Raw genomic sequence first — 23,253 nt, 5'->3', positions numbered from 1 at the left:
CAGGCAATGACCGAGTTTGCGTTTTCGCTGGAGTGGGAAAAGCTGGGCAATGAAGGCTCCGAGGCCAACCTGGTCACCGAGCGTGCACGTGTCTTCGGTGGTTGGCTGGTCCGCGTCGGTACCAACCCGTCGGCCATGGCCCTGACCTTCGTCGCCGACGGCGAAGGTCGCTGGGATGGTGAAGACTTCGGCGTCGAGGATTACGAAGACGACGAAGAGGAAGAGTACGACGAGGACGAGGAAGGCGAAGAAGAGGACGAAGGCGAGGAAGAAGAGGACGACGAGGAATACGAAGAAGAGGAAGAGGAAGAAGAAGACGAAAAGGAACCGGCGGAGCGGGCTTGACCCGAACCGTTGTCCTGACGTCAACTCGACCCATGTATTCGATCCGCCGCGCCACTGTGGACGACGCGCCGACCCTGTCGGCGCTGGCCGCGCGCACGTTCACCGAGACCTTCGGACATCTGTATCCGCCGCAGGATCTGCAGGACTTCATCGACGAGTCCTACACGGTCGAGCGCCAGCGCACGATCCTGGGCCACCCCGATTACGCGGTGTGGCTGCTGGAGCTGGATGGGGAGGCGGTCGGCCACGCCGCTGCCGGCCCCTGTGGGCTGCCGCACCCGGACGTGAAGCCCGGTGACGGCGAACTCAAGCGCCTGTACCTGGTCAAGACGCAGCAGAGCTGCGGCTGGGGCAGCCGCCTGCTGGAAACCGCGCTGGCCTGGCTGGAGCACGACGGCCCGCGCACGCTGTGGCTGGGTGTGTGGTCGGAAAACTTCGGTGCCCAGCGTTTCTACGCCCGGTATGGTTTCGAAAAGGCCGGCGAGTACCTGTTCCCGGTGGGTGATACCAACGATCTTGAGTTCATCCTGCGCCGTCTGCCGCATCCGGCCTGAAGCCGTTCACCGCCGCTTGCCCCTGGCTTCTGTTCAATCACCGTAGTTCCGCCCCGCTGACCGCCAGGCTGTTGCACATGACTCCCCCCGTTCTGTTGTTGCATGGCATCTGGAATGCCCGTGCCTGGGTCGGGCCACTGGCCTGGCGCCTGCGCGCGCGTGGCTTCCAGGTCCATACCTTTGGCTACTCGTCCGTATTCGGCGGCCCCGATGTGGCCGTTCCGCAGTTGCTGGAGCGGCTGGCAGACGCAGGCCCGCTGTCGCTGGTCGGGCACAGCCTTGGCGGTCTGCTGGCGCTGGAAGCCCTGCGCCGGCAGCCGCAGCTGCCCGTGCAGCGCGTGGTCTGCCTGGGTTCGCCACTGCGTGGCAGTGGCACCGCACGCTCGTTGTCCGAACATGGTTGGGGCCTGGCCCTGGGCCGCAGCAGCGAATTGTTGCTGGATGGGCTGCCGGATTGGCAGGGCAAGGCCGCGGTCGGCCTGATCGCCGGCTCGGTGCCGCATGGGCTGGGCAGCCTGCTCGGGGCGCTGGATGATGATTCCGACGGTACCGTGGCACTGGCCGAGACCCGCCTGCCGGGCCTGGCCGACCATTGCGTGGTGCGCACCAGCCACAGCGGCCTGGTGGTGTCACCCGATGCCGCGCGGCAGACCGCGCATTTCCTCCGCCATGGCCAGTTCGACCATGGCCGGGACGCCGCTGCGGCCTGAGCGACGTCACCCAGCGCCGCTGCGCTCGCCGGGCATGGCCCGGCGCTACCGGGGCGCCGTGCCCTGCGGCATCTGTCCGCCCTCGACACGGTCGCCGGGCCCGATCAGGTAGAATCCGCGGCCTTATCCATCAACGCACGTACGGAAAGACCCATGGGTAGAGGCCCCTCCATCGAGAACCGCAAAAACGCGTCTGACGCGAAGCGCGGCAAGATTTTCACCAAGATCATCCGTGAGATCGGCGTCGCCGCGCGCGGCGGTGGAGGCGACCCCAACAACAACCCGCGCCTGCGTGTGGCGGTGGACAAGGCGTTGACCGCGAACATGTCCAAGGACGTGATCGAGCGCGCCATCAAGAAGGCCACCGGTGAACTGGAAGGCGTCGAGTACGAAGAGATCCGCTACGAGGGCTACGCTCCCGGTGGCGTGGCCGTCATCGTCGATTGCCTGACCGACAACCGCGTGCGCACCGTGGCCGATGTCCGCCATGCGTTCAGCAAGTGCGGCGGCAACATGGGCACCGAAGGCTCGGTCAGCTTCATGTTCAAGCGCGTGGGCGTGCTGCATTACGCTGCTGGCGCCGATGAGGACGCCATCTCCGAAGCGGCCATCGAGGCCGGTGCCGATGACATCGTGGTCTACCCGGAGGATGGCGCGATCGACGTGCTCACCGCCGCGGACAGCTTCCACGCGGTCAAGGATGCGATGCAGGCGGCTGGCCGCACGCCGGACCATGCCGAGCTGACCTTCCGTGCCGACAACGACATCAAGGTCGAGGGCGACACCGTCCTGCAGGTCAAGAAGCTGCTGGACATGCTGGAAGACCTCGACGACGTGCAGGACGTTTACTCCAACGCCGATCTCGGCGCGGACGCCTACGCCTGAACGTACGCTCCACCGGTCGCCTTTGGCGGCCGGTGAGCGGACAATGCGGACCATGATGACCCCAGACGTTTCCAGCCATCACCGCCGCATGCGTCCTTCCCGGATCAGCGGCGCCTGTGTGCGTGCCGCATGACCCGTATTCTCGGCATCGACCCGGGTTCACAACGGACCGGGGTCGGCATCATCGATGTCGATGCCAGCGGCCGGGTCAGCCACGTGCATCACCAGCCGCTGGTGCTGCTCGGGGCCGATGACTTCCCGCAGCGCATGAAGCTGCTGGTGCTGGGCCTGGCCGAGCTGTGCCACGAGTACCAGCCGCAGGAAGTGGCCATCGAAAAGGTGTTCATGGCGCGCAACCCCGATTCGGCGCTGAAGCTGGGCCAGGCCCGTGGCGCGGCGATTTCGGCGGTGGTGCTGCGCGACCTGCCGGTGCACGAATACGCCGCCAGCGAGATCAAGCTGGCGGTGGTCGGTCGTGGCGGCGCCGAAAAGCAACAGGTTCAACACATGGTCGGGCTCATGCTCAACCTGAAAACCAAGCTGCAGGCCGACGCGGCCGACGCGTTGGCCGTGGCCATCACCCATGCCCACGTAAGGGCAACGGCCAACCGCCTGGGGCTGACTGCCCGCCAGGCGTGGGGCCGCAAATGAGGAGCTGCACGCAATGATCGGTCGACTGCGCGGAATCGTCGCCTACAAGGCGCCGCCGTGGCTGGTGGTGGACGTCAACGGAGTGGGCTACGAGCTGGAGGCGCCGATGAGCACCTTCTACGACCTGCCCGAGCTCGGCCGTGAGGTCATCCTCTACACCCACTATTCGCAGAAGGAAGACAGCGTCTCGCTGTACGGCTTCCTGCGCGAAGGCGAGCGCCGCCTGTTCCGCGACGTGCAGCGGGTCAGCGGCATCGGCGCGAAGATCGCGCTGGCCGTGTTGTCCGGCGTCACCGTCGAAGAATTCGCACGCATGGTCCAGGCCGGCGACATCACCGCGCTGACCCGCATCCCCGGCATCGGCAAGAAGACCGCCGAGCGCATGGTGCTGGAGCTGCGTGACCGCGCGGCGCAGTTCGGCGCCGGTGGCGCACTGCCGACCGGCAGTGGCCCGGCCCCGGCCGATCCGCTGTCCGATGCCACCGTGGCGCTGCAGCAGCTGGGCTACAAGCCGACCGAGGCGGCGCGGATGGCGCGCGAAGCCTTCAACGAGGGCGACGAAGTGGCCATGGTCATCCGCAAGGCCCTGCAGTCGGCGCTGCGTTGAGCCGCTCCGTTCCCTTTTCCATTACAGCCTGAGCTTCGCCAGGAGCCCCATGTCCAGCAGTCAAACCCCGCACACCGCCGCCCATGGCGGCCATGGTCACGCTCCCCCCGCCGGGGGGCTGGCGCTGATCATCGGTGCGATCGGCGTGGTCTTCGGCGATATCGGCACCAGCCCGCTGTACACCCTGAAGGAGGCGTTCTCGCCGCACTACGGGCTCACCAGCGACCATGACACCGTGCTGGGCGTGCTGTCGCTGGCGTTCTGGGCGCTGAACATCGTGGTCACCCTGAAGTACGTGACCATCATCATGCGCGCCGACAATGACGGTGAGGGCGGCATCATGGCGCTGATGGCGCTGACCCAGCGCACGCTGCGCAACGGGTCACGCTCGGCCTATGTGGTCGGCATCCTCGGCATCTTCGGCGCCTCGCTGTTCTTCGGCGATGGGGTGATCACCCCGGCGATATCGGTGCTTGGTGCGGTCGAAGGCCTGGAGGTTGCCGCGCCGGGGCTGCATGCCTTCATCGTGCCGATCACCGTGGTAGTGCTGCTGGCGGTGTTCGCGGTGCAGCGCTTTGGCACCGAGAAGATCGGCAAGCTGTTCGGCCCCATCACCTCGATCTGGTTCATTTCGCTGGCGGCGATCGGCATCTACAACATCGTCGATGCGCCGGAAGTGCTGAAAGCGTTCAACCCGTGGTGGGCGATCCGCTTCTTCATGGAACACGGCTGGCACAGCATCTTCATCCTCGGCGCAGTGGTGCTGGCGGTGACCGGTGGCGAGGCGCTGTATGCCGACATGGGTCACTTCGGTGCCAAGCCGATCCGCCACGCCTGGTACTTCTTCGTGCTGCCGTGCCTGGTGCTGAACTACCTGGGGCAGGGCGCGCTGGTGCTCAATCACCCCGAGGCGGTGAAGAACCCGTTCTTCGAGGCGGTACCGTCGTGGGCGCTGTACCCGATGATCGTGCTGGCCACGATGGCCGCAGTGATCGCCTCGCAGTCGGTCATCACCGGCGCTTTCTCGGTCTCGCGCCAGGCCATGCAGCTGGGTTACATCCCGCGCATGCGCATCAAGCACACCTCGCACGACACCATCGGCCAGATCTACATCCCCGGCATCAACTGGGGCATCGCGGTGATGGTGATCGGCCTGGTGCTGGCCTTCCGCAGCTCGTCCAACCTGGCCGTGGCCTACGGCATCTCGGTGTCGGCCACCATGCTGATCGATACCCTGCTGCTGGCCCTGGTCGCACGTTCGCTGTGGCCGAAGGCACGCAACTGGATCCTGCCGCTGTGCGTGGTGTTCTTCGTCATCGATCTGGGCTTTGTCATCGCCAACGGCGCCAAGCTGCTGCAGGGTGCCTGGTTCCCGGTGGTGCTGGGCATCTTCCTGTTCACCATGATGCGCACCTGGCGCCGTGGCCGCGAACTGCTGCGCGACGAGATCCGCAAGGACGGCATCCGCATCGACACCTTCCTGCCGGGCCTGATGCTGGCGCCGCCGGTACGCGTACCGGGCACTGCGGTGTTCCTCACCGCCGACCCGACCGTGGCCCCGCATGCGCTGATGCACAACCTCAAGCACAACAAGGTGCTGCACGAGCGCAACGTGTTCCTGCACGTGGTGACCCTGCCGGTGCCGTACGCGGCGGAGGGGCAGCGCCTGAAGATCGAATCGGTGGGCGATGAGTTCTACCGCGTCTACGTGCGTTTCGGCTTCATGGAGACCCCCGACGTCCCGCTGGCGCTGATGCGCTCGTGCGACCACGGCGGCATCTACTTCGACCCGATGGACACCACCTTCTTCGCCAGCCGCGAAACCATCGTCGCCACCGCCAACCGTGGCATGCCGATCTGGCGCGACAAGCTGTTCGCGCTGATGCACAGGAACGCCGCCCCGGCGACGGGCTTCTTCCGCATTCCGGGCAACCGGTTGGTGGAGCTCGGAGCGCAAGTGGAGATTTAATCTCCACCTGCGCTACGCCCCACGATGTGCTGCGCAAATCGCGGGCCCCTGAGCATTCCACCTTATCCCCGCGCCTGCCGGCGCGCCCCCTTGAACAACAAGGGGGCTTTACCTCCTGAATTGCCCCGGTCCTGACCTGAGCATTGCTCGGCTCCACAACTCCATCCACGCATGGCGTGGATCTACCGTGTCGACCAAGGTCGACACCTACCAAGAGCAGGCCATTCCGTGTCGACCAAGGTCGACACCTACCAGGAGCAGGGCATGCCATTCCGGCAGATTGCGCAGATCTGTCGAAGGTGGGGTGGGTCCGGTTGCGGGGGCGTGAGCGCCATGGATGGCGCGACCGAGCTTACATGGACGTACTTGCAGCGTCCCCCGCAACCGGGCCCCCCCCGCCATCCCTCGGGAAACCTGCTTCTGCTCTTGCTTCGGCTGTTGCCGTTGCTTTGGCCTCCGCGGGTGCCGGGCGCAGCCCGGCCGAATCCCCCCGTTTTTGCCGCATAATCAGCACATGACCGACGACCGCATCATCGGTGCCGGCGCCACCCGCGAGGATGACGCCGCCGACGCCAGCATCCGACCCAAGCGACTTGCCGACTACCTCGGCCAGGTGCCGGTGCGCGAACAGATGGATATCTACATCCAGGCCGCCAAGGGTCGTGGTGATGCGCTGGACCACGTGCTGATCTTCGGCCCGCCCGGCCTGGGCAAGACCACCCTCAGCCATGTCATCGCCAACGAACTGGGTGTGGCCCTGCGCGTGACCTCCGGCCCGGTGATCGAAAAGGCCGGCGACCTCGCCGCGCTGCTGACCAATCTGCAGCCGCACGATGTGTTGTTCATCGACGAAATCCATCGCCTGTCGCCGGTGGTGGAAGAAGTGCTGTACCCGGCGATGGAAGATTTCCAGATCGACATCATGATCGGCGAGGGCCCCGCAGCACGCTCGATCAAGATCGATCTGCCGCCGTTCACCCTGATCGGCGCCACCACCCGCGCCGGTCTGCTGACCGCGCCGCTGCGCGACCGCTTCGGCATCGTCCAGCGCCTGGAGTTCTACAGCGTCGAAGAACTGACCCGCATCGTGCGTCGCTCGGCCGCCATCCTGGCCATCGACTGCACCGCCGACGGGGCAGGGGAGATCGCGCGCCGCGCGCGGGGCACCCCGCGTATCGCCAACCGCCTGCTGCGCCGCGTGCGCGATTACGCCCAGGTCAAGGCGGGTGGCCACATCGACCAGACCGTGGCCCAGGCGGCGATGCAGATGCTCAAGGTCGACCCGGAGGGCTTCGATGAGCTCGATCGTCGGCTGCTGAAGACCATGGTCGACTACTTCGACGGTGGCCCGGTTGGCATTGAATCGCTGGCTGCGGCGCTGTCCGAAGAGCGTGGCACGCTCGAAGATGTGGTCGAGCCGTACCTGATCCAGCAGGGCTACCTGGTGCGCACCGCGCGCGGCCGCATGGCTACCCACAAGGCCTACCGGCACCTGGGCCTGAAGCCGAAAAACCCGCCGCAGGATCTGTTCGCCGAGGTCCCCGATGTCGGTTGAACCCTCGGTTGAACCCCGATTCAGTTGGCCGACACGCATTTACTGGGAAGATACCGACGCTGGCGGAGTGGTTTACCACGCCCGCTACGTGGCCTTCATGGAAAGGGCGCGGACCGAATGGATGCGTGCGCTGGGCTTCGGCCAGGAGCGCATGCGTACCGAGCACGGCATGGTCTTCGCGGTGCGCTCCATGCAGATGGACTTCATCAAGCCGGCACGGCTGGATGACCAGCTGCAGGTGAGCGCCAGCCTGGTCCAGCTGAAGAAGGCCAGCATGGTCTTCGACCAGCAGGTCCTGCGCGACGGCCAGCTGCTGCTGTCCGCGCAGGTCCGCATCGCCGCACTGGACGCGGCCAGTTTCCGCCCGCGTGGCATGGACGATCTGGTCCTTGCCGCGCTGCAACCCCACCTCCACCCCGAATCCGAACAGAACTCTTGAGGAACAACGGATGATCGCAACGCTCCTGGCCCTGCAGGCCACGGTCACCGAGGCTTTGCCGGCTGACGTCAGCAATGCCGCGACCCAGACCCTTGCCCAGGCCACCACCGGCGGCGGCATCAACTACCTCGAACTGATGGCCAAGGCCAGCCTGCCGGTGAAGATCATCGTGCTGGCGCTGCTGGTCGGCTCGTTCGTCAGCTGGGTGATCATTTTCCGCAAGGCCCGCATCTTCAAGCAGGCCACACGCGAAGCCGACGAGTTCGAGAACCGCTTCTGGTCCGGTGCCGACCTGGGCAAGCTGTACAGCTCGGCCACCGACCGCAGCCGCAATGTCGGCGGCCTGGAAGCGATCTTCGAAGCCGGTTTCCGCGAGTACACCCGCCTGCGCGACAAGCGCCGGCTGGATGGCCGTGCCCAGCTGGAAGGTGCCCAGCGCGCGATGCGCACCACCTACACCCGCGAAGTCGACCAGCTCGAACGCAACCTGGAACTGCTGGCCAACATCGGTTCCACCGCCCCGTACGTGGGCCTGGTCGGCACCGTATTCGGAATCATGGTGACCATGCACGACATGATCAGCAGCGGTGCCCAGGCCGGTATCGCCGCCGTCGCCCCGGGCATCTCCGAAGCGCTGTTCGCCACCGCCATCGGCCTGTTCGTGGCGATTCCGGCAGTGTGGGCCTACAACCGCTTCACCACCCGCGTGGAGCGCATGTCGGTGCGTTTCGAGACCTTCGCCGACGAGTTCAGCTCGATCCTGCAGCGCCAGAGCGCTGGCGACGAGTAAGCGCCAGACCCGGGAGTCCAAGCCATGTCCGCTGCCATCGGTCGCCGCAAGCGCCGCAAGCTGAAATCGGAAATCAACGTCGTTCCTTATATCGACGTCATGCTGGTGCTGTTGATCATCTTCATGGTCACCGCGCCCATGCTCACCCTGACCTTCGACGTCGACCTGCCCAATTCCAACGCCAAGGCGCTGGAAAGCAAGCAGGATCCGTTGATCGTCTCGGTGCGCCAGGACGGCCAGCTCAGCCTCAAGCTGCCCGACGCCAAGGAGCCCACCGCAGTCACCGCCGAGGAACTGCAGGGCCACCTGTCCGGCATCGCCGCGCAGGACAAGGACGTGCGCGTGATCGTCGCCGCCGACCGTGCCGTGGCCTATGAAAAGGTCATCGATGCGATGGATGTGATCAAGCGTGCCCACGTCGACAAGGTGAGCCTGGCCACCGATGCACGCTGACGCCCTGCCGCCGCCGCATACGGAGGAACCGGGCTGGGGCCTGCCCCTGGTGCTGGCCGTGCTGGTGCACCTGCTGGTGGCGCTGATCTTCATCGGCGCCTGGCTGTGGTCGCCCCAGCGCAATACCGATGCCGCCGCAGGCGATCCCTCGGTGGAGGCCAGCCTGGCGCTGTCCGCCTCCGAGGCGGCTGCCGCGCGCCAGGCCCTGCGCCAGTCGGAGAAGCTGGAAGACCTGCCGCCGCCGGTGGCCGAGCCGATCCCGGTGCCGGAAGACACCATCCCGCCGCCGCAGCCAATTGAAGAGCCGCGCCCGCAGGACGCGCCGACGCCGCAGCAGCAACAGGCGCAGGAGCGCGTGGCGCAGCCCGACACCAAGGACCAGGATGCGGTCAGCGCGTTGGCGATCTCGCAGGAAAAGGCCAAGCAGGAGCAGGAAGCCAAGCGCCGCCAGGAGCAGATCGACCTGACCGAGCGCAAGCGCCAGGAAGAGGCCGAGCAGAAGCTGCGCTTGGCCAAGCAGCAGGAAGCGGACGCCAAGAAGAAGCAGGCCGAGCAGGAGCGTCTGGCGGCCGACAAGGCCGAGGCCGAGAAGCAGAAGAAGATCGCCGACATCCGTGCCCGCCGCGAGCAGGCCGAGAAGGAAGCCAAGCTGGCCGAGCAGAAGCTGCGTCAGGTCGCTGCCGCGCGTAACGCTGCCGGCGCTGCTGCCGCAGGCGCCAGCGGCGCCGCTCAGCCGGCTGCCGGTGGTGGTGGCAGCAGCGACGACCTGTCTGCCAAGTACGCTGCGGCCATCCAGGCCAAGGTGCGCGATACCTGGACACGTCCGGACAGCGTACCGCTGGGGCAGAAGTGCCAGGTCACCATCACCCAGATTCCGGGCGGGCAGGTGCTGCAGGCCAAGGTGAGTTCCAACTGCGCCTATGATGAAGCGGGCAGGCGCTCGATCGAAGCGGCCGTTCTCAACGCCCAGCCGTTGCCATACCGGGGCTTCGAGAAGGTGTTCAACCGCACGCTCAACCTGACCTTCACTGCTCAGGACTGACGGAACAGAATGACCAACGCCCGCCCCCCGCGCTGTGGAGGACCCGCGACGAAGGGAGCCCTGCGTCTGTGTGCGTTCGCGCTGTCGTTGCCGATGGCGCTGTCGTTATCGGCAGCAGAGCACGCAGGCTCGCCCCGCAATGATCATCTGGCATTGCAGAAGGCCTACGCCGACGCTGTCCGCGCGCGGATCGTGGAGCATTGGCTTCGTCCAGCTTCGGTGCTGCCGGGCCAACGGTGCTCCGCGCGCGTCCTGCAGTTGCCCACCGGCACCGTCATCTCCGTAGAGACGCAGTCCGACTGCCAGTTCGATGCCGTGGGGCGGTCGTCTCTGGAGGATGCCGTCCGCAGGGCGCAGCCATTGCCCATCGAGGGATTCCAGTCTGTCTACGTGCGACATCTACAGCTGACCTTTGTCGCGGAGTAGTAGAGATCCTGCGTTTTCGTTAAAGGCGCGTGATTGTCTTGCCCCAAGTGACTCTCCTTTCACGTACCCTTGGTTCATGATTGCGAAGCGGTTCACTCCCGTTTTGCTATCCCTCGTTCCGGTTTCCCTTTTTTGAGCTCTCCATGAAGAAGATGCCTCGCTGGCTTGCCGTGTTTGCGGCTCTGTTGCTGCCCTTTGCTGCCGTCGCGCAGCAGAAGGGGCTGGATATCGACATCATCGGCGGCAATGCCTCCGCCCTCCCGATCACCATCGTGCCGATGCCCTACCAGGGTTCGGCCGCCGCCCCGCAGACCGACGTCGCCGGTGTGGTCCGTGCCGATCTCGAGCGTTCGGGCCAGTTCCGCACGCTGCCCGAAGCGCAGATCGTGGAAAAGCCGATCCGTGGCGGTGACATCCAGTTCGCCACCTGGCGCGCGTTGAAGCAGAACTACATCGTCGTCGGCCGGGTCATGGACGCCGGCGCCGGCGCCTACCGCGTCGAGTACGAACTGTTCGACGTGCCCAAGGGCGAGCGCCTGCTGGGCCTGGCGATGACCGCGCGCGGCAACGCCATGCGCGACGTCGCCCACCAGATGGCCGACGCCATCTACGAAAAGATCACCGGTGTCCGTGGCGCCTTCTGGACCCGCATCGCCTACGTGACCGCCAGCGGCAAGGGCGACGCCATGCGCTATGCGCTGATGGTCGCCGATTCGGACGGCTTCAACCCGCAGACCATCGTGCGTTCGGCCGAGCCGCTGCTGTCGCCGTCGTGGAGCCCGGATGGCAACAAGCTGGCCTACGTCAGCTTCGAGCGTGGCAACTCCGCCATCTACATCCAGAACATCTCCACCGGCGCCCGTGAGCTGGTCACCAGCTTCCGCGGCATCAACAGCGCACCGGCCTTCTCGCCGGACGGCCGCAAGCTGGCCCTGACCCTGTCGCGTTCGGGCAACCCGGAAATCTACGTGATGGACCTGGGCAGCAAGCAGCTGACCCAGCTGACCAACCACTTCGCCATCGACACCGAGCCGACCTGGGCCCCGGACGGCAGCGCGGTGTACTTCACCTCTGATCGCGGCGGCCGTCCGCAGGTCTACAAGGTCGGGGCCGGTGGTGGCAGCGCCGAGCGTGTGACCTTCCAGGGCAACTACAACGCCAAGCCGTCGGTGTCCTACGACGGCAAGAAGATCGCTGTCGCCCAGGGTTCGGGCAACAGCTACAAGATCGCGCTGATGGACAGCTCGCTGGGCTCGCCGCGCTGGAGCACGCTGTCGCCGGGTTCGCTGGACGAATCGCCGAGCTTCGCGCCCAACGCGAGCATGGTGCTGTATGCCGCCCGTGAGGGTGGTCGTGGTGTGCTGTACGCCGTCTCGGCCGACGCGCGCGTGCGCCAGCGCCTGGTCCTGGCAGACGGTGATGTGCGCGAGCCGGCATGGTCCCCATACCGTACCCAGCGCTAAAAGAGTGTTAATATTTTCTCTGTATTGAACCCCTCATCGGCTTAGGAGCCACAAAGGTATCGCCATGAACAAGTCCACCCGCGTTCTGCTTGTTTCCCTGCTGTCCGTGGCCGTCCTGGCCGGTTGCTCGAAGAAGGTCAAGGAAGAAGCCCCGGCTCCGGTCGATACCGGCACCTCGACCACCACCCCGACCGGTCCGTCCACCTCCGGCCTGTACGGCCCGGGCGATCTGGACACCGATGCCTGCCTGCGTCAGCGCGTTGTCTACTTCGACCTGGACAAGGAAGAAGTGAAGTCGGAATTCCAGGCCATCATGGCTTGCCACGCCAAGTACCTGCGTGACCGTCCGTCTTCGCGCATCACCCTGCAGGGCCACACCGACGAGCGCGGTTCGCGCGCGTACAACCAGGCCCTGGGCGAGCGTCGTGGCAACGGCGTCAACTCGGCGCTGCAGGCCAACGGTGGCTCGGCTTCGCAGCTGACCGTCGTGTCCTACGGTGAAGAGCGTCCGGTCTGCACCGAGTCGAACGAGTCCTGCTGGTCGCAGAACCGTCGCGTCGAAATCGTCTACACCGCGCAGTAATCCATGCGCCTTGGCATCAAACTGATGCTGGTCGTTGCGGCAGCCCTCGTGGCTGCCGCACCGGCGCATGCACAACGTCAGAGTCTGGCCGACCGTGTCGGTTCGCTCGAGCAGCAGATGTACAACAACAGTGCCAACCAGGACCTGTTGAACCAGATCAACCAGCTGCGGCAGCAGGTCACCAGCCTGCAGGCCTCGATCGAGCAACTCCAGCACGACAACGCCCAGCTCAAGCAGTCCGCCCAGGACCAGTACCTGGATCTGGACAGCCGCCTGAACCGGTTGGAAGGGGGCTCTGCCGCCCCGGCCCTGCCTGCTGTTCCGGCGAGCGCACCGAAGGCTCCTGCAGCCCCGGCAAAACCCGCAGCGGCGGCCACTTCCGAGCGGCCGCCTTCCGTCCATGGTGACCCGGGCAGTCTGGCCGTCACCGGTGACGAGCGTACGTCCTACAACGTGGCTTTCGATGCGTTGAAGGCAGGCAAGTACGATGATTCGGCGCAGCTGTTCCTGAGCTTCCTGGAGCTGTACCCGAACGGTGTCTACGCCCCCAATGCGCTGTACTGGCTGGGCGAGAGCTACTACGCTACCCGCAATTTCCCGATGGCCGAGTCCCAGTTCCGCGAACTGCTCTCGCGCTATCCCACCCACGACAAGGCCGCAGGTGGCCTGCTCAAGGTCGGCCTCTCGCAGTATGGCGAGGGCAAGGTCGACCAGGCCCAGCAGACGCTGGAGACCGTCGTGGCGCAATACCCGGGCTCGGATGCCGCGCGTACCGCGCAGGACCGCCTGCAATCGATCCGCCTTGGCAATCAGATCCGCTGATCCGCTGACCGGGCGTACAATACGCACCCTGGCGCCGGGCTGACTCCCGGCAGCCTCCTGTAGAGCCGAGCCCATGCTCGGCTGCTTTCGTTTCCGGCGCCGATACATCCGTCGCCCGTCCCATGAAGAATTGTTTGCCATGACCGCCGTTTCCCCGTCCGCCGCCGTCGCCACGCCCAGCGAAATCGTGCAGTCGCCACTGCCGCGCCTGAAGATCACCGAGATCTTCACCTCGCTGCAGGGCGAAGCCGATACCGCTGGTTGGCCGACCGTGTTCGTGCGCCTGACCGGCTGCCCGCTGCGCTGCCAGTACTGCGACACCGCGTACGCCTTCCACGGCGGCACCTGGTGGGACATCGACGACATCGTCGCCGAGGTGCTGGCGCAGGGCGTGCGTCACGTCTGTGTGACCGGCGGCGAGCCGCTGGCACAGAAGCGCTGCCTGGTGCTGCTGCAGAAGCTGTGTGATGCCGGCCTGGATGTGTCGCTGGAAACCTCCGGTGCGCTGGACGTCGGTGCGGTCGATCCGCGCGTGTCGCGTGTGGTCGACATCAAGACCCCCGGCTCGGCCGAGGTCGCCCGCAACCGGCTGGAGAACCTGCCGCTGCTGACCACGCGCGACCAGATCAAGTTCGTGATCTGCAACCGCGAAGACTACGACTGGGCCAAGGCCATGGTCGCCGAACACGAACTGGTACAGCGCACGATGGTGTTCTTCTCGCCCAGCAAGGGCGAGATCACTGCCCGCCAGCTGGCGGACTGGATCGTGGAAGACCGGCTGCCGGTGCGCTTCCAGATGCAGTTGCATAAGATTCTGTGGAATGACGAGCCGGGCCGCTGAGCCCGTTTGTTGTTCCTTGATGTAGTTCCGGCGCGGGACAGCGTGCTGGCTTTTCCCCCAAACCGGATGATTTACCCATGAAGAAGGCAGTCGTGCTTCTCTCCGGCGGCATGGATTCAGCCGCCGTCATCGCCATGGCCCAGGAACAGGGCTTCGCCGTGCATGCCCTGAGCGTGCGTTACGGCCAGCGCCATACCTCCGAGCTGGATGCCGCCGCGCGCGTGGCCAAGGCCCAGGGTGTGATCGTGCACAAGACCGTGGACGTGGACCTGCGCAGCATCGGCGGCTCGGCGCTTACCGATGACATCGACGTGCCCGAGGCGGGCGGCGAGGGCATCCCGGTCACCTACGTGCCGGCGCGCAACACCATCATGCTGTCGTTGGCCTTGGGCTGGGCCGAAGTGCTCGGTGCCAACGACATCTTCTGCGGCGTCAACGCCGTGGACTACTCCGGTTACCCGGATTGCCGTCCCGAGTTCATCGCTGCCTTCCAGGCGCTGGCCAACCTGGCGACCAAGTCGGGCGTGGAAGGCGCGGGCATCACCGTGCATGCGCCGCTGCAGTTCCTCAGCAAGGGCCAGATCGTCAGCGAAGGCGTGCGCCTGGGCGTGGACTTCGGCCTGACCGTGTCCTGCTACAACGCCGATGCCAACGGCGCGGCCTGTGGCCATTGCGACGCCTGCCGCCTGCGTGCGCAGGGCTTCACCGATGCCGGCGTGGCCGACCCGACGCTGTACGCCTGAGGTAATGGGGGCTGATGCCCCAATGGTAGGTGCCAACCTTGGTTGGCACTGTGCGCCGGGCACGGTCCGGCGCTACCGCTGCTGCAACCACCCCGACGCCTCGATAAACGCCCGCACCGTGGCCGGATCTGTGTAATCCAGCTCGATCATCCGTGCGATCGCCGCCTGCTCATCCGGCTGCTGGCGCATGTACTCCTGCGCGATGCGGTAACCGGCGTAGTAGCCCACATCACTCACCCCGAACGGATTGCGTGCGCTGTTGTACAGCCAGTTGTCCAGATCATTGCCGTCCATCTCCACGATGAAGCGAGCGCGGATGTCGGATTCATGCAACGGCCCGTAGGTGTACAGCGGCAGCGCCGGTCGGCGACCGCTGATCCGTTCGGCGATGTACTCGGCCACGCCCTCGCGCACCGCGTACTGTGCGAGCGAGCCGGTTGTCTCGTGCTGCTGGGTGTGCACGTACTCGTGCAGGTTGTTCTGCGCGTTGTTCGCGCCGGGAGTGCTGTCGTAGAAGACCCGAAGGCGGCTGCGCAACGGCTCCGGCAGTTCACTGACATCCACGCTTGCATCGCCGAGTGCCATCTCCGCGCCTATCAGCACCTGGTTGCCCAGCGTGGTGCCACCTGTGCGCAGCACGCCCACGGCATAGGTGATGCTGGCCGGGCGCAGGGCGGGGTAGAGCCTGCGGAACGCCGCCAGATCCCGCTCAAGCGTGGCGCTGGCCTGCTGGGCGTTGGCGGTCAGCGGCCGCACCGAGGCCCAGAAGCGCGGCCAGGCGAGCATTGCGTCGGCGTACTCGACGGCGGTGTAGTTGCGCACCTTCATCAGTGCATGCAGGCCGGCACTACCCGGCTCGATGTAGTGCTGCCGGACCAGGGCCACCCGCTGCGCGCCATCGGGCTCGGCAAGCACCGCATCGTAGGTACTCCAGAATCGGGCGATGTCATCTGTCTGTACCGATGGGGTCGCAGCAGTGGTGATGGCGCAGGGCAGCAGCAGGCAGGCGTACAGACAGAAGGACAGGCGCATCCGTGGCTCCGAAGGAAGAAGGATCGTGGATGAGATGCGTCCGGTGCATGGAACGGTTTAACTGCAGGCCGATACTGCAATGATTTCTCTCTGCCGCGCAAAGTAGGGTAGAATGCCCACCCCGCCGACAGGCAGGGATGTTGCATGGGCCGTTAGCTCAGTCGGTAGAGCAGAAGACTTTTAATCTTTTGGTCGATGGTTCGAATCCATCACGGCCCACCAATTGCATCAACGACTTAGGCGCCCTTGCGGCGCCTTTTTCGTGTCCCCGGAAAAATTGCCGGAAAAATTAAGTGGTTCCACGCTCAAGTGCGTTCCTCCTGCCGGGCGGCTGAACTACCGGCAGTTCATGGTCGTAGCGCTGCCGCATCGTTTCGGTAACGTGCCCGCCGGCAGCCTTGTTGTCGCCATCGGTGATGCCCCGGTGTTTCAATCCGTGCAGCGCGAAGCGCTCGGCCTTGGAGATAACCCCGACGCGGACCGCTTCGGTAATGAAGCGCTGCCAGGCACTGTCGAGGGCGGACTTGGTGATCGGCTCGCCGCCTCGCTCCACCAGCAAGAACCTGTCGCTGGCGCGCAGGGGAACAGGGCGGACTCGGCCCTTCCGGTTCCAGATGCGGTGGCGGCGCGCCAGCAGCTGCTCCCATGCTTCGATCATCGCTGCGTCCCACTCCGTCACGTTGTCACGCGACCCTTTGCGGCGATTGCTATGCACCCCCTCGGCCTGGCGGTGCGCGTCGGTCAGCGTGCAGACCTCTATGCCGCGCAGGCGGACGCTGTAGGCCAGGATCATCACCGGCGCCAGGTAGTCGGGGAAGCTGCCCTTGGCGTTGGACGGGAGCGCCCCGCGTTCGCGCGCGAAAGCCAGCACTGCGCGAAACGCTTCCTGCGACGGCATGCGTGCGTCGCCGCGTTCTTTCGCCTGGCGCACGCCCTTGGCTGGGTTGGTCTTGCAGTAGCCCATGCGTACGCCCCACGAAAGCGTGAGCCGCAGGTAGCGGTGCAAATGATTGGCCTTGCTGGGGTACGCAGGTAGGGCGGGTTGGGTGCGATTCGCTGGGCGGCCTGCAGCAAACGTCTCCACCAGCCGCTGCACGACTGGCGTTGTGATGCGGTCGACCTGGATAGACCCCAGCGGCGTTCCATCCTTGCGGACGTAGGTGGCCAGCACCTCGGCGTAGCCCTCGTAGTTCTTGCGGGTGCCGGCGGCGAGTCGTTTGAAATCGCTGGATTCGTGGTAGCGGTCAAAGAGAAAGCGCAGCGTGCCGCGTCCCACGCCTGTGCGCATCTCTTCCACGATGGCATGCAGGTCGGACAGGCGGGCGCTCGCGTGGGCGACCGTGCGCTTTACGCGCCGGCCGCCCTCCGCGTGATCTTCGTAGACGAACCAGCGGTCGTCGTGCCAGTAGATCCCCTTCGGCAATGCGTCCTGCTCGATGTGCCCAGGTATCGCCGGGTTGAACTTCCTTTTTCTGCCGCGTGTCATCAGATGTTGTCCTCTTCCCGTACTTCGTGCTGGAGCGGTTCGACCAGCCCCAGCGCGGCGTTCAGCGCGTCGAGGGTGGTCCAGATCCCGCCGTGGCGGTCGTACTTGTACCGGATGCCCTGCCGTTCTGCCCAGCGTCGGACCGTCGCCGCGCGGGGCGGTGGGCCGTGCGGGGCGCATAGTTCCTGCAGGGCGTTGAATTGCACAATGCGGCTGCTCAAAGCTCGGACGCCTCCATCCACTCGCGCCTGCGTAACCACTGCCGGCGCATTTCTTCCCGTAGGGCTTCAGCGGCAGCGGCGCCACGTTTACCCGCAATCCGGGTAATCAGTTCGTCCACCCATCTGCCGCTGTTGTAGCCCTGCCTGATCCAGTGGCGGGCCTCGCAGGCCCGCCGGTGCTGCTCCATGGCGTCGTCCATTACCCGGTGCTTCTGTCGCCCAGGCCCAGCCCCAGCTGGACCACGTTGTTGGCTGGGGACGCTACCGGTGTCGCGCGCCCGTACAGGCGGGTCCACTCCTGCAGGGCCAGATGTGCGCTGGGGTGCTTGTGGGTGCGGCCGCATTGGCATTCGATGAAATGGCCGCCGCCGGCATCGGCTCTGCGGCGGTCTTCCATCAGTCGTGCCGTATGCCCAGCCCTGCAGCTGGGCATCGGCCACGGCGCCGCGATCTGCCGTTGGGTCGTGAGGTACTTCATACGGTGACCACCTCGCCGGCATCGAAGTCGTGGGCAGTCAGTGCCGCCAAAGCGGCGTCGACCTGTTGGCTCGCAGCGGCCAGTTCCGCTGCATAGACACTGTGAGGCGAGTGCACCAGGGAGCGATGACGCTTCACCGCAGCGATCACCGCAGCCGTCAGAACCTCCCGGCCAGAAAGCGGCTGGGGTGCAGGCGAGGTGCGCGCGGTCAGCACGGCCGCCAGTGCCTGCTGGGCTTGATGCAGGCCCACCACGCGCTCGTAGGGTGGTAGTTCTGCTGCGTACTCGGCCTGCTCCGTCAGGTGCTTGACCCAATGGCGGGCGTTGGCGGGTGTCGTCTCGCACCGTGCGCATCGGCATGGCTTGCTCTCAAACATTGGCCACCTCCTGCGCTGCGGCAGCGATCGCCGCGGACGCGGCGGTACTGGCTGGCCGAGGCAGCATGTTGGCGATGGCCAGGGGCACGCCGGCACGGTCGAGGAAGTCGGCCAGGTCGTGGCCGATGGAATCCTTCTCCATTTCCCAAAGTACCGGCCCTGCAGCCAGCAGAAAACTGCTGCGGGTCCGGCGCTTCCAGCGCTGCTCGATGCACCGCGTCGACCCCATGGCGAGAATCGCGGTCACGATGATCTCATCGGGGCTGATGGTGAACTGCAGCACCGCCTTGTTGTCGGCTGCCGTGGTGAATTCCGGCTGCGTGGTAGCCTGCGCGGCGGGTCCGGTGTCGGCCCTCTGCGAACATGCGGCGGCTGGGGATGACTCAGTTTGCTGGTACATGGCTCTTCTCCGAGCGTCGTGGAGGGAAGGCCCAGCGGTGGCGTTGGCGCGCCACCGGCCGGACCCGTTCTTACAGGGTGTCCGCCAGGTCTACGGCTGGCAGCTGGTCGGCCCGGTGGGCATTGCCCAGCACGTGGCGCAGATCCTCCGCCACGTACGCCGCGACTGCGGCGATGTGGTCGAGAGTGATGGGGGAGGGCTGATCGGTATCGAGCAGCGCGAGCAGGTCAACGGCTTGCTGGGCCTGCCAGAGACGGTCGATGTCGTTTTCGTGCACCACGAAGTGGATGCTGTTCACCACGTCCGCCGCCGTGCGGGTGCCGTTGCGGGTGTGTGCGCTCATGACAGCGCCCTCGGGCCGGCGTCCTGGCAATCTGCCCACCGGGCCTTTACTTGGTCGACGGCGTTCTGGATCTCGCCCAGCGTCAACTCTGCCGGCGTCTTCCCCGCGCCGAGCAGGCGCGCAAAGAGACCCTGCCAGCAGGCGTGGTTCCATTCGGTGGTGTCGGCGATCTGGCCGAAAAAGTGTGCGAGCTGGCGCGCAGCATGAGCAGGCGCAACTTGGGTGTCGTGCGACATCGGAGACGTCTCCTGTGATCGAGTTGGAACCTCGGGGAGACGTTTTGAGTCGTCGCTCCGAGGGTGTCGGGAGGCTCAAAACCGGATCACAGACCGGCGGGCAGATTTCCCCTTGCGGGTGTTGTATAGCTGCCGCCCTCCCGACGCAGAAGACGTCGGTGCGCTTGAATTTCAGGCGCAAAAAAACCGCAATGCTGACGGGCGCGGTTTCCGCTGTGATCTCGGAGTTTTGAGTCTCCTTGCAGCGGACTTTGCCCTCGTTTTTTGCAGGTGTCAAGCATTGGGTGAATGATTCAAGGCGCGCATTTGGCGCCGATTGGCCCGTAGCCGTAGGGCTACAAAGTTCTTGACCATGTGTAGCCGTTGGGCTACAGTAGTTTCCATGGAAACGACGACCCACCCCGAATTCAAAGCATGGCTCGACGCCCTTAAAGACGTGGTCGGACGCGCCCGAATTCTGGCCCGTATCCGCCGCTTGGGTGAGGGCAATCCCGGCGACCACCGGAACCTGACCGGCGGCGTATCGGAATTGCGGATCGATGTGGGTCCGGGTTACCGGGTGTACTACACGCAGCGCGGAAACGAACTGGTGATCCTGCTGGTCGGCGGTGACAAGGGCTCCCAGCAGCGAGATATCGAGAAAGCGAAGAAGTTGGCCCGCTCCCTCTGAGGGGCGGGCAAGAGCAACACGAAGCAATGCAACAACAAAGTCACGGAACAACGAAGCAAACGGAGTAACACAGTCATGGCAGCCAAGAAGAAGATTCAGCTGGAAGCGTTCGACGTCGCCGAACACCTCCGTACCCCCAAGGAAATGGCCGCGTATCTGGACGCGTGCATTGCCGAAAGCGATGGCGACTCTGCATTCATCGCCAAGGCGCTCGGCGATATTGCCCGCGCCCAGGGCATGAGCAAGGTTGCCCGCGACGCGGGTGTGTCGCGCGAAAGCCTGTACCGCGCCCTGTCCGGCGAGCGCAGCCCGGACTTTGCCACCATCCTCAAGGTGACGCGTGCCCTCGGCGTGCAGCTGCACGCGAGCGCTGCCTGACCGATGGGCCTGGCGCGCAGGCGTTGGGGATTGGCGAACGGCTAGGGTGTTCATACCTTGAACACCCAGCATTTGACCGTGGCGGCGGCGCCCATGGTGCCCTGACGGATAGCGCTGTTCACGGCTACGTTCGTGTCCAGGCACTTGTGCCGGCGCGAGTCACGCAGCAGCGTGCGCAGCACCTTGAGGTCTGCCAGCTGCTGCGAATGGTGCGCTGCCTTGGCGGCGAACTCGTTGAGGTTGATGGCGATCCGCGATGCATCGCGCGAGTGGTTCACCGCCGGCAGGCCGCCGTTGGTGGTTTCCAGATACTCGTAGACCTCCCAGAACTCAGTGACCAGGGCGTTATCGGCGCTGACCGCGCTCTGGCGCTCCAGTGCGGCCGCAACCAGCGCTTCGCGCGTGGCGACCACCATTTCCTCGGGGATCTCCATGACCAGGCGCAGGGCGTCGAACAGCGCCAGCATCTGCGCATGGTTCTTGATGACGCGCTCCATGCGCAGCTCGCCGCGCTCGCGCAGCTTGCCCTCGTAGAAGCGCACGCGCTCGCCGAACTTCTCCATGACCTGGCTTTCGGCGCGGACGGCGCGGATCAGGAAGTGGCTCAGTTCCTCCACCTGCAGGGCGTTGAGGTTGTCGGCCGCGATGCGGCTTTCAGTGGTGACCTGCGGCTTGCGGAAGTGCAGCTTGACGATACGCGTCAGGATCGCCTCGCTGGCGTCCACGGCGGCGTTCTGGCTGATGACGATGGTGCCCCGGAAAGGGGGCTCGTAGGTGTCGTTGCCGCCATTGCGCACGCCGCGCGTGGCGAGGGTGCCGCCGCCGTAGTAGTCCTTCAGTTCATCCCATTCAAACGACTTGGCGTGCGAGCGATCGGCATCGCTGCGGTCGGCTTCCAGCAGTACCACCGGCATACCGGAAATCTGGCCCATGGCGCGGGCGCGGCCGGCCTTGGATGACTTCGCCGGGTCGAAGCCTTCGTAATCACTGCGGCCGAGTAGCTTCCACAGGAAGGTCAGCAGCGTGGTCTTGCCGGCGCCGGCCTCGCCCGTCGCTTCCAAGAAGGGGAACGACTTGTGCGCGCTGCGGATCTGGTTGGCGTACAGCGAGCCGAACCAGAACGTGAGCGCGATCATGCCGTGGGTGCCGAAGCACATCCACAGCCACGCCAGCCAGTCATTGCGCTGCTTTTCGGGGTCGCGCTGAATGTCCAGTCGGATCGACTTCTGCGTGGATTTGACACGCAGGTTCTTGAACTCGAAGTAGTCCTCGGCATTGGCGAGGCTCAGTTCGCCGTCGCGCACCGCCACGTCGCCCAGGATGTAGGACTTGTGATCCTCGCTGTAGCCCACGAAGTCGATGGTCTGGACCTTGGTGATGTCATACAGCACGTCGCGGATGATGCAATCCAGCTGGTGGCCGGTGCCGGTGAACACCGCACCCTGCGCCATGCTGATGAGGCGCTTCTTGAACTCGCTGGCGCTTGCGACCTGCGCACCGGTAAAGGTGCCCTTTACGGGCGGCGCATCGTGCGGGAAGCTGACGCGGAAGAAGTACCAGCTTTCGTCGGTAACCTCATGGCTCTGGAAGTAGAGCGCCTCTGGATAGCAGTTGGCGATTTCTTCCACGCTGCAGCAGGCGCGGCGGATCTTCTCGGCCTCGTCGGCGTCGAGTTCCTCGTCCGGGTCTTCCTTGCGTTTGGCGCGCTCTTGGCACAGCTTGTCGAACTTCACGCTATCGAAGCTGAACCAGAACAGGCGCGAGCGGTGTTCAAGGTGGAACTCGCGGCGCTGCGTGTGGGCATACATCAGCAGGCCCTTCTCGATGGCGGACTTCGCCAGCAGCACGTCGCCGTGATAGCGCGCCTCCGCGATGTCGGCGTCCCACTGAGCCTGGCGTGCGTCGGCGTCGTTGGTGGTCGACGCGCGCAGATGCAGGTCGTTCCAGTCGGTCTTTTTCCCTGGCTTCTGCGGGATCAGTGCTGCACGGCTCTTGAAGCCCAGCGACTCGGCCCGGCGGGCATGCTTGCGCACGTAATCACGTGCGGTTGGCTCGTTGTCGTAGGCCCATACCAGCACCGGCAGCTTGCCGCCGCGCTGGTCGCGCAGGGCGCGCAGCGATTCCTCGGGATAGCCGTTGCTGGACATACCGGATGCAGCCGCAATGCCATGCTGCAGGAGCGAGATAGCGTCGAAGATGCCCTCGGTGATCCAGACCTCACGCGCGGTCGGCAGCATGTCGGCCGCAGCGGGGGCGATCCACCAGGCGCCCGCATAGCTCTGGCCCGGCATGAAGCGCGCTTTCTGCTTACCGAAGCGGTGAGCGCGGTCGATCAGGCGCTCCCAATAGCCGCCCTTGGTCAGCGGGAACCGTACCGTCGCGGTGCCTTCCCTGGACTTGCGGTCGAAGTAGCTCTCCTGCGTGTAGAGGCCACGGAGCGCGGTCAGATCGAAGCCGCGCGAGTACCGCAGGTAGGCGTCCGCCGCAGCGTGCGGCGCCGTCTCCGTGCGTTCGTGGCGCTTTGACCAGTCATCGAACAGATCGTCGTAGACATCCTTGACGCTGACCTCATGCCCGCACTTTGCCTGGCGGCCACAACGCAGCACCCACGGATTCTGGAAGCTGGTGTAAAGCTCCCTCTGACCACAGGCAGGGCACTTGCCGCCGCGCATGTATTCCGTGCTGGGACGGTGCTTGAGGCCGTAGTCCCGCTCGATGCGCTGCAGAACTTGCTGGCGGATGTCTTCTTGCATG

General features: G+C 65.4%; 30 protein-coding genes and 1 tRNA gene. 21 read left to right on the top strand and 10 right to left on the bottom strand.

What is annotated here, in order from left to right; genetic code table 11:
* Window positions 1-6: 6 nt before the first annotated feature.
* The 18 genes from CR156_RS14600 (at window position 7) to queC (ending at window position 14,878) form a co-directional block, all read left to right on the top strand.
* On the top strand, window positions 7-345 hold the full coding sequence (locus CR156_RS14600; RefSeq protein WP_100553352.1) for a DNA primase: 339 nt from the start codon (window positions 7-9) through the stop codon (window positions 343-345).
* 32 nt (window positions 346-377) lie between these two features.
* A complete protein-coding gene (locus CR156_RS14595) occupies window positions 378-899 on the top strand; it encodes a GNAT family N-acetyltransferase (RefSeq protein ID WP_100553351.1) in 522 nt (173 codons plus the stop codon).
* A gap of 77 nt (window positions 900-976) precedes the next feature.
* Entirely contained in the window at window positions 977-1,609 is a 633-nt protein-coding gene (locus CR156_RS14590; protein ID WP_025874679.1) for an esterase/lipase family protein, read from the top strand.
* 153 nt (window positions 1,610-1,762) lie between these two features.
* Window positions 1,763-2,494 (top strand): YebC/PmpR family DNA-binding transcriptional regulator, encoded by a 732-nt coding sequence (locus CR156_RS14585; RefSeq protein WP_089236564.1) that lies wholly within the window; start codon window positions 1,763-1,765, stop codon window positions 2,492-2,494.
* A 129-nt stretch (window positions 2,495-2,623) separates the two neighbouring features.
* Window positions 2,624-3,145, top strand: coding sequence for a crossover junction endodeoxyribonuclease RuvC (gene ruvC / locus CR156_RS14580; RefSeq protein WP_089236563.1), 522 nt, complete (start codon window positions 2,624-2,626; stop codon window positions 3,143-3,145).
* A 13-nt stretch (window positions 3,146-3,158) separates the two neighbouring features.
* Window positions 3,159-3,752, top strand: coding sequence for a Holliday junction branch migration protein RuvA (ruvA, locus tag CR156_RS14575; protein ID WP_089236562.1), 594 nt, complete (start codon window positions 3,159-3,161; stop codon window positions 3,750-3,752).
* 49 nt (window positions 3,753-3,801) lie between these two features.
* Window positions 3,802-5,721 (top strand): potassium transporter Kup, encoded by a 1,920-nt coding sequence (locus tag CR156_RS14570; protein WP_089236561.1) that lies wholly within the window; start codon window positions 3,802-3,804, stop codon window positions 5,719-5,721.
* A gap of 514 nt (window positions 5,722-6,235) precedes the next feature.
* A complete protein-coding gene (gene ruvB, locus CR156_RS14560; protein WP_089236560.1) occupies window positions 6,236-7,276 on the top strand; it encodes a Holliday junction branch migration DNA helicase RuvB in 1,041 nt (346 codons plus the stop codon).
* The gene (gene ybgC, locus CR156_RS14555) at window positions 7,266-7,715 is read left to right on the top strand and encodes a tol-pal system-associated acyl-CoA thioesterase (RefSeq protein WP_100553349.1); all 450 of its coding nucleotides are present in this window, start codon (window positions 7,266-7,268) and stop codon (window positions 7,713-7,715) included. The genes ruvB and ybgC overlap by 11 nt, the downstream gene beginning before the upstream one ends.
* Before the next feature lie 10 nt (window positions 7,716-7,725).
* Entirely contained in the window at window positions 7,726-8,505 is a 780-nt protein-coding gene (tolQ, locus tag CR156_RS14550; protein ID WP_025874672.1) for a protein TolQ, read from the top strand.
* Between the two features lie 24 nt (window positions 8,506-8,529).
* Entirely contained in the window at window positions 8,530-8,958 is a 429-nt protein-coding gene (tolR, locus tag CR156_RS14545; RefSeq protein ID WP_100553348.1) for a protein TolR, read from the top strand.
* A complete protein-coding gene (gene tolA, locus CR156_RS14540; protein ID WP_100553347.1) occupies window positions 8,948-10,000 on the top strand; it encodes a cell envelope integrity protein TolA in 1,053 nt (350 codons plus the stop codon). The genes tolR and tolA overlap by 11 nt, the downstream gene beginning before the upstream one ends.
* Window positions 10,001-10,009: 9 nt before the next feature.
* Window positions 10,010-10,426, top strand: a complete 417-nt coding sequence (locus CR156_RS14535) for a TonB C-terminal domain-containing protein (RefSeq protein WP_100553346.1) — start codon at window positions 10,010-10,012, stop codon at window positions 10,424-10,426.
* 143 nt (window positions 10,427-10,569) lie between these two features.
* On the top strand, window positions 10,570-11,889 hold the full coding sequence (gene tolB, locus CR156_RS14530; protein ID WP_100460130.1) for a Tol-Pal system beta propeller repeat protein TolB: 1,320 nt from the start codon (window positions 10,570-10,572) through the stop codon (window positions 11,887-11,889).
* 64 nt (window positions 11,890-11,953) lie between these two features.
* Entirely contained in the window at window positions 11,954-12,472 is a 519-nt protein-coding gene (gene pal, locus CR156_RS14525) for a peptidoglycan-associated lipoprotein Pal (RefSeq protein WP_100553345.1), read from the top strand.
* Window positions 12,473-12,475: 3 nt separating this feature from the next.
* Window positions 12,476-13,294 carry a tol-pal system protein YbgF gene (gene ybgF / locus CR156_RS14520; protein ID WP_088100990.1) on the top strand — a complete coding sequence of 273 codons (819 nt, stop codon included), beginning with the start codon at window positions 12,476-12,478 and terminating at the stop codon, window positions 13,292-13,294.
* 139 nt (window positions 13,295-13,433) lie between these two features.
* The gene (queE, locus tag CR156_RS14515) at window positions 13,434-14,135 is read left to right on the top strand and encodes a 7-carboxy-7-deazaguanine synthase QueE (RefSeq protein WP_100553344.1); all 702 of its coding nucleotides are present in this window, start codon (window positions 13,434-13,436) and stop codon (window positions 14,133-14,135) included.
* A gap of 77 nt (window positions 14,136-14,212) precedes the next feature.
* Complete coding sequence (queC, locus tag CR156_RS14510; RefSeq protein WP_100553343.1) at window positions 14,213-14,878, top strand: 7-cyano-7-deazaguanine synthase QueC; 666 nt, start codon at window positions 14,213-14,215, stop codon at window positions 14,876-14,878.
* A gap of 72 nt (window positions 14,879-14,950) precedes the next feature.
* Here the strand turns inward: queC and CR156_RS14505 are convergent, their stop codons facing one another.
* A complete protein-coding gene (locus CR156_RS14505; protein WP_100553342.1) occupies window positions 14,951-15,910 on the bottom strand; it encodes a DUF2268 domain-containing putative Zn-dependent protease in 960 nt (319 codons plus the stop codon).
* Between the two features lie 146 nt (window positions 15,911-16,056).
* Between CR156_RS14505 and CR156_RS14500 the strand changes: the two genes are divergently transcribed.
* Window positions 16,057-16,132, top strand: a tRNA-Lys gene (locus CR156_RS14500).
* 67 nt (window positions 16,133-16,199) lie between these two features.
* On the opposite strand, the gene CR156_RS14495 is transcribed toward CR156_RS14500, so the two are convergent.
* The 8 genes from CR156_RS14495 to CR156_RS14460 form a co-directional block, all read right to left on the bottom strand.
* Entirely contained in the window at window positions 16,200-17,396 is a 1,197-nt protein-coding gene (locus CR156_RS14495; RefSeq protein WP_100553341.1) for a site-specific integrase, read from the bottom strand.
* On the bottom strand, window positions 17,396-17,617 hold the full coding sequence (locus CR156_RS14490; RefSeq protein WP_100553340.1) for a hypothetical protein: 222 nt from the start codon (window positions 17,615-17,617) through the stop codon (window positions 17,396-17,398). Before CR156_RS14490 ends, CR156_RS14495 begins: the two co-directional genes overlap by 1 nt.
* Window positions 17,614-17,817, bottom strand: a complete 204-nt coding sequence (locus CR156_RS14485; protein ID WP_243381836.1) for a DUF7696 family protein — start codon at window positions 17,815-17,817, stop codon at window positions 17,614-17,616. Before CR156_RS14485 ends, CR156_RS14490 begins: the two co-directional genes overlap by 4 nt.
* On the bottom strand, window positions 17,817-18,095 hold the full coding sequence (locus tag CR156_RS14480; RefSeq protein ID WP_100553339.1) for a hypothetical protein: 279 nt from the start codon (window positions 18,093-18,095) through the stop codon (window positions 17,817-17,819). Before CR156_RS14480 ends, CR156_RS14485 begins: the two co-directional genes overlap by 1 nt.
* Window positions 18,092-18,472 (bottom strand): hypothetical protein, encoded by a 381-nt coding sequence (locus CR156_RS14475; protein WP_133120091.1) that lies wholly within the window; start codon window positions 18,470-18,472, stop codon window positions 18,092-18,094. Before CR156_RS14475 ends, CR156_RS14480 begins: the two co-directional genes overlap by 4 nt.
* On the bottom strand, window positions 18,465-18,872 hold the full coding sequence (locus tag CR156_RS14470; protein ID WP_100553337.1) for a hypothetical protein: 408 nt from the start codon (window positions 18,870-18,872) through the stop codon (window positions 18,465-18,467). The genes CR156_RS14475 and CR156_RS14470 overlap by 8 nt, the downstream gene beginning before the upstream one ends.
* A gap of 70 nt (window positions 18,873-18,942) precedes the next feature.
* Window positions 18,943-19,215: a hypothetical protein gene (locus CR156_RS14465; protein ID WP_032975121.1), complete on the bottom strand. Its 273-nt coding sequence runs from the start codon at window positions 19,213-19,215 to the stop codon at window positions 18,943-18,945.
* Window positions 19,212-19,451, bottom strand: coding sequence for a hypothetical protein (locus CR156_RS14460; RefSeq protein ID WP_100553336.1), 240 nt, complete (start codon window positions 19,449-19,451; stop codon window positions 19,212-19,214). Before CR156_RS14460 ends, CR156_RS14465 begins: the two co-directional genes overlap by 4 nt.
* A gap of 382 nt (window positions 19,452-19,833) precedes the next feature.
* On the opposite strand from CR156_RS14460, the gene CR156_RS14455 reads away from it, so the two are divergent.
* Both CR156_RS14455 and CR156_RS14450 read left to right on the top strand, forming a co-directional pair.
* The gene (locus tag CR156_RS14455) at window positions 19,834-20,121 is read left to right on the top strand and encodes a type II toxin-antitoxin system RelE/ParE family toxin (RefSeq protein ID WP_100553335.1); all 288 of its coding nucleotides are present in this window, start codon (window positions 19,834-19,836) and stop codon (window positions 20,119-20,121) included.
* A gap of 75 nt (window positions 20,122-20,196) precedes the next feature.
* Window positions 20,197-20,499 carry an addiction module antidote protein gene (locus CR156_RS14450; RefSeq protein ID WP_100553334.1) on the top strand — a complete coding sequence of 101 codons (303 nt, stop codon included), beginning with the start codon at window positions 20,197-20,199 and terminating at the stop codon, window positions 20,497-20,499.
* Between the two features lie 50 nt (window positions 20,500-20,549).
* On the opposite strand, the gene CR156_RS14445 is transcribed toward CR156_RS14450, so the two are convergent.
* Window positions 20,550-23,252 (bottom strand): toprim domain-containing protein, encoded by a 2,703-nt coding sequence (locus tag CR156_RS14445; RefSeq protein ID WP_100553333.1) that lies wholly within the window; start codon window positions 23,250-23,252, stop codon window positions 20,550-20,552.
* Window position 23,253: the final 1 nt, after the last annotated feature.

The sequence above is a fragment of the Stenotrophomonas lactitubi genome (genome assembly GCF_002803515.1).
Classification (GTDB): domain Bacteria; phylum Pseudomonadota; class Gammaproteobacteria; order Xanthomonadales; family Xanthomonadaceae; genus Stenotrophomonas; species Stenotrophomonas lactitubi.
The sequence above is the reverse complement of the archived record's forward strand: the minus strand, read 5'-3'. Positions and strand labels throughout refer to the sequence as shown.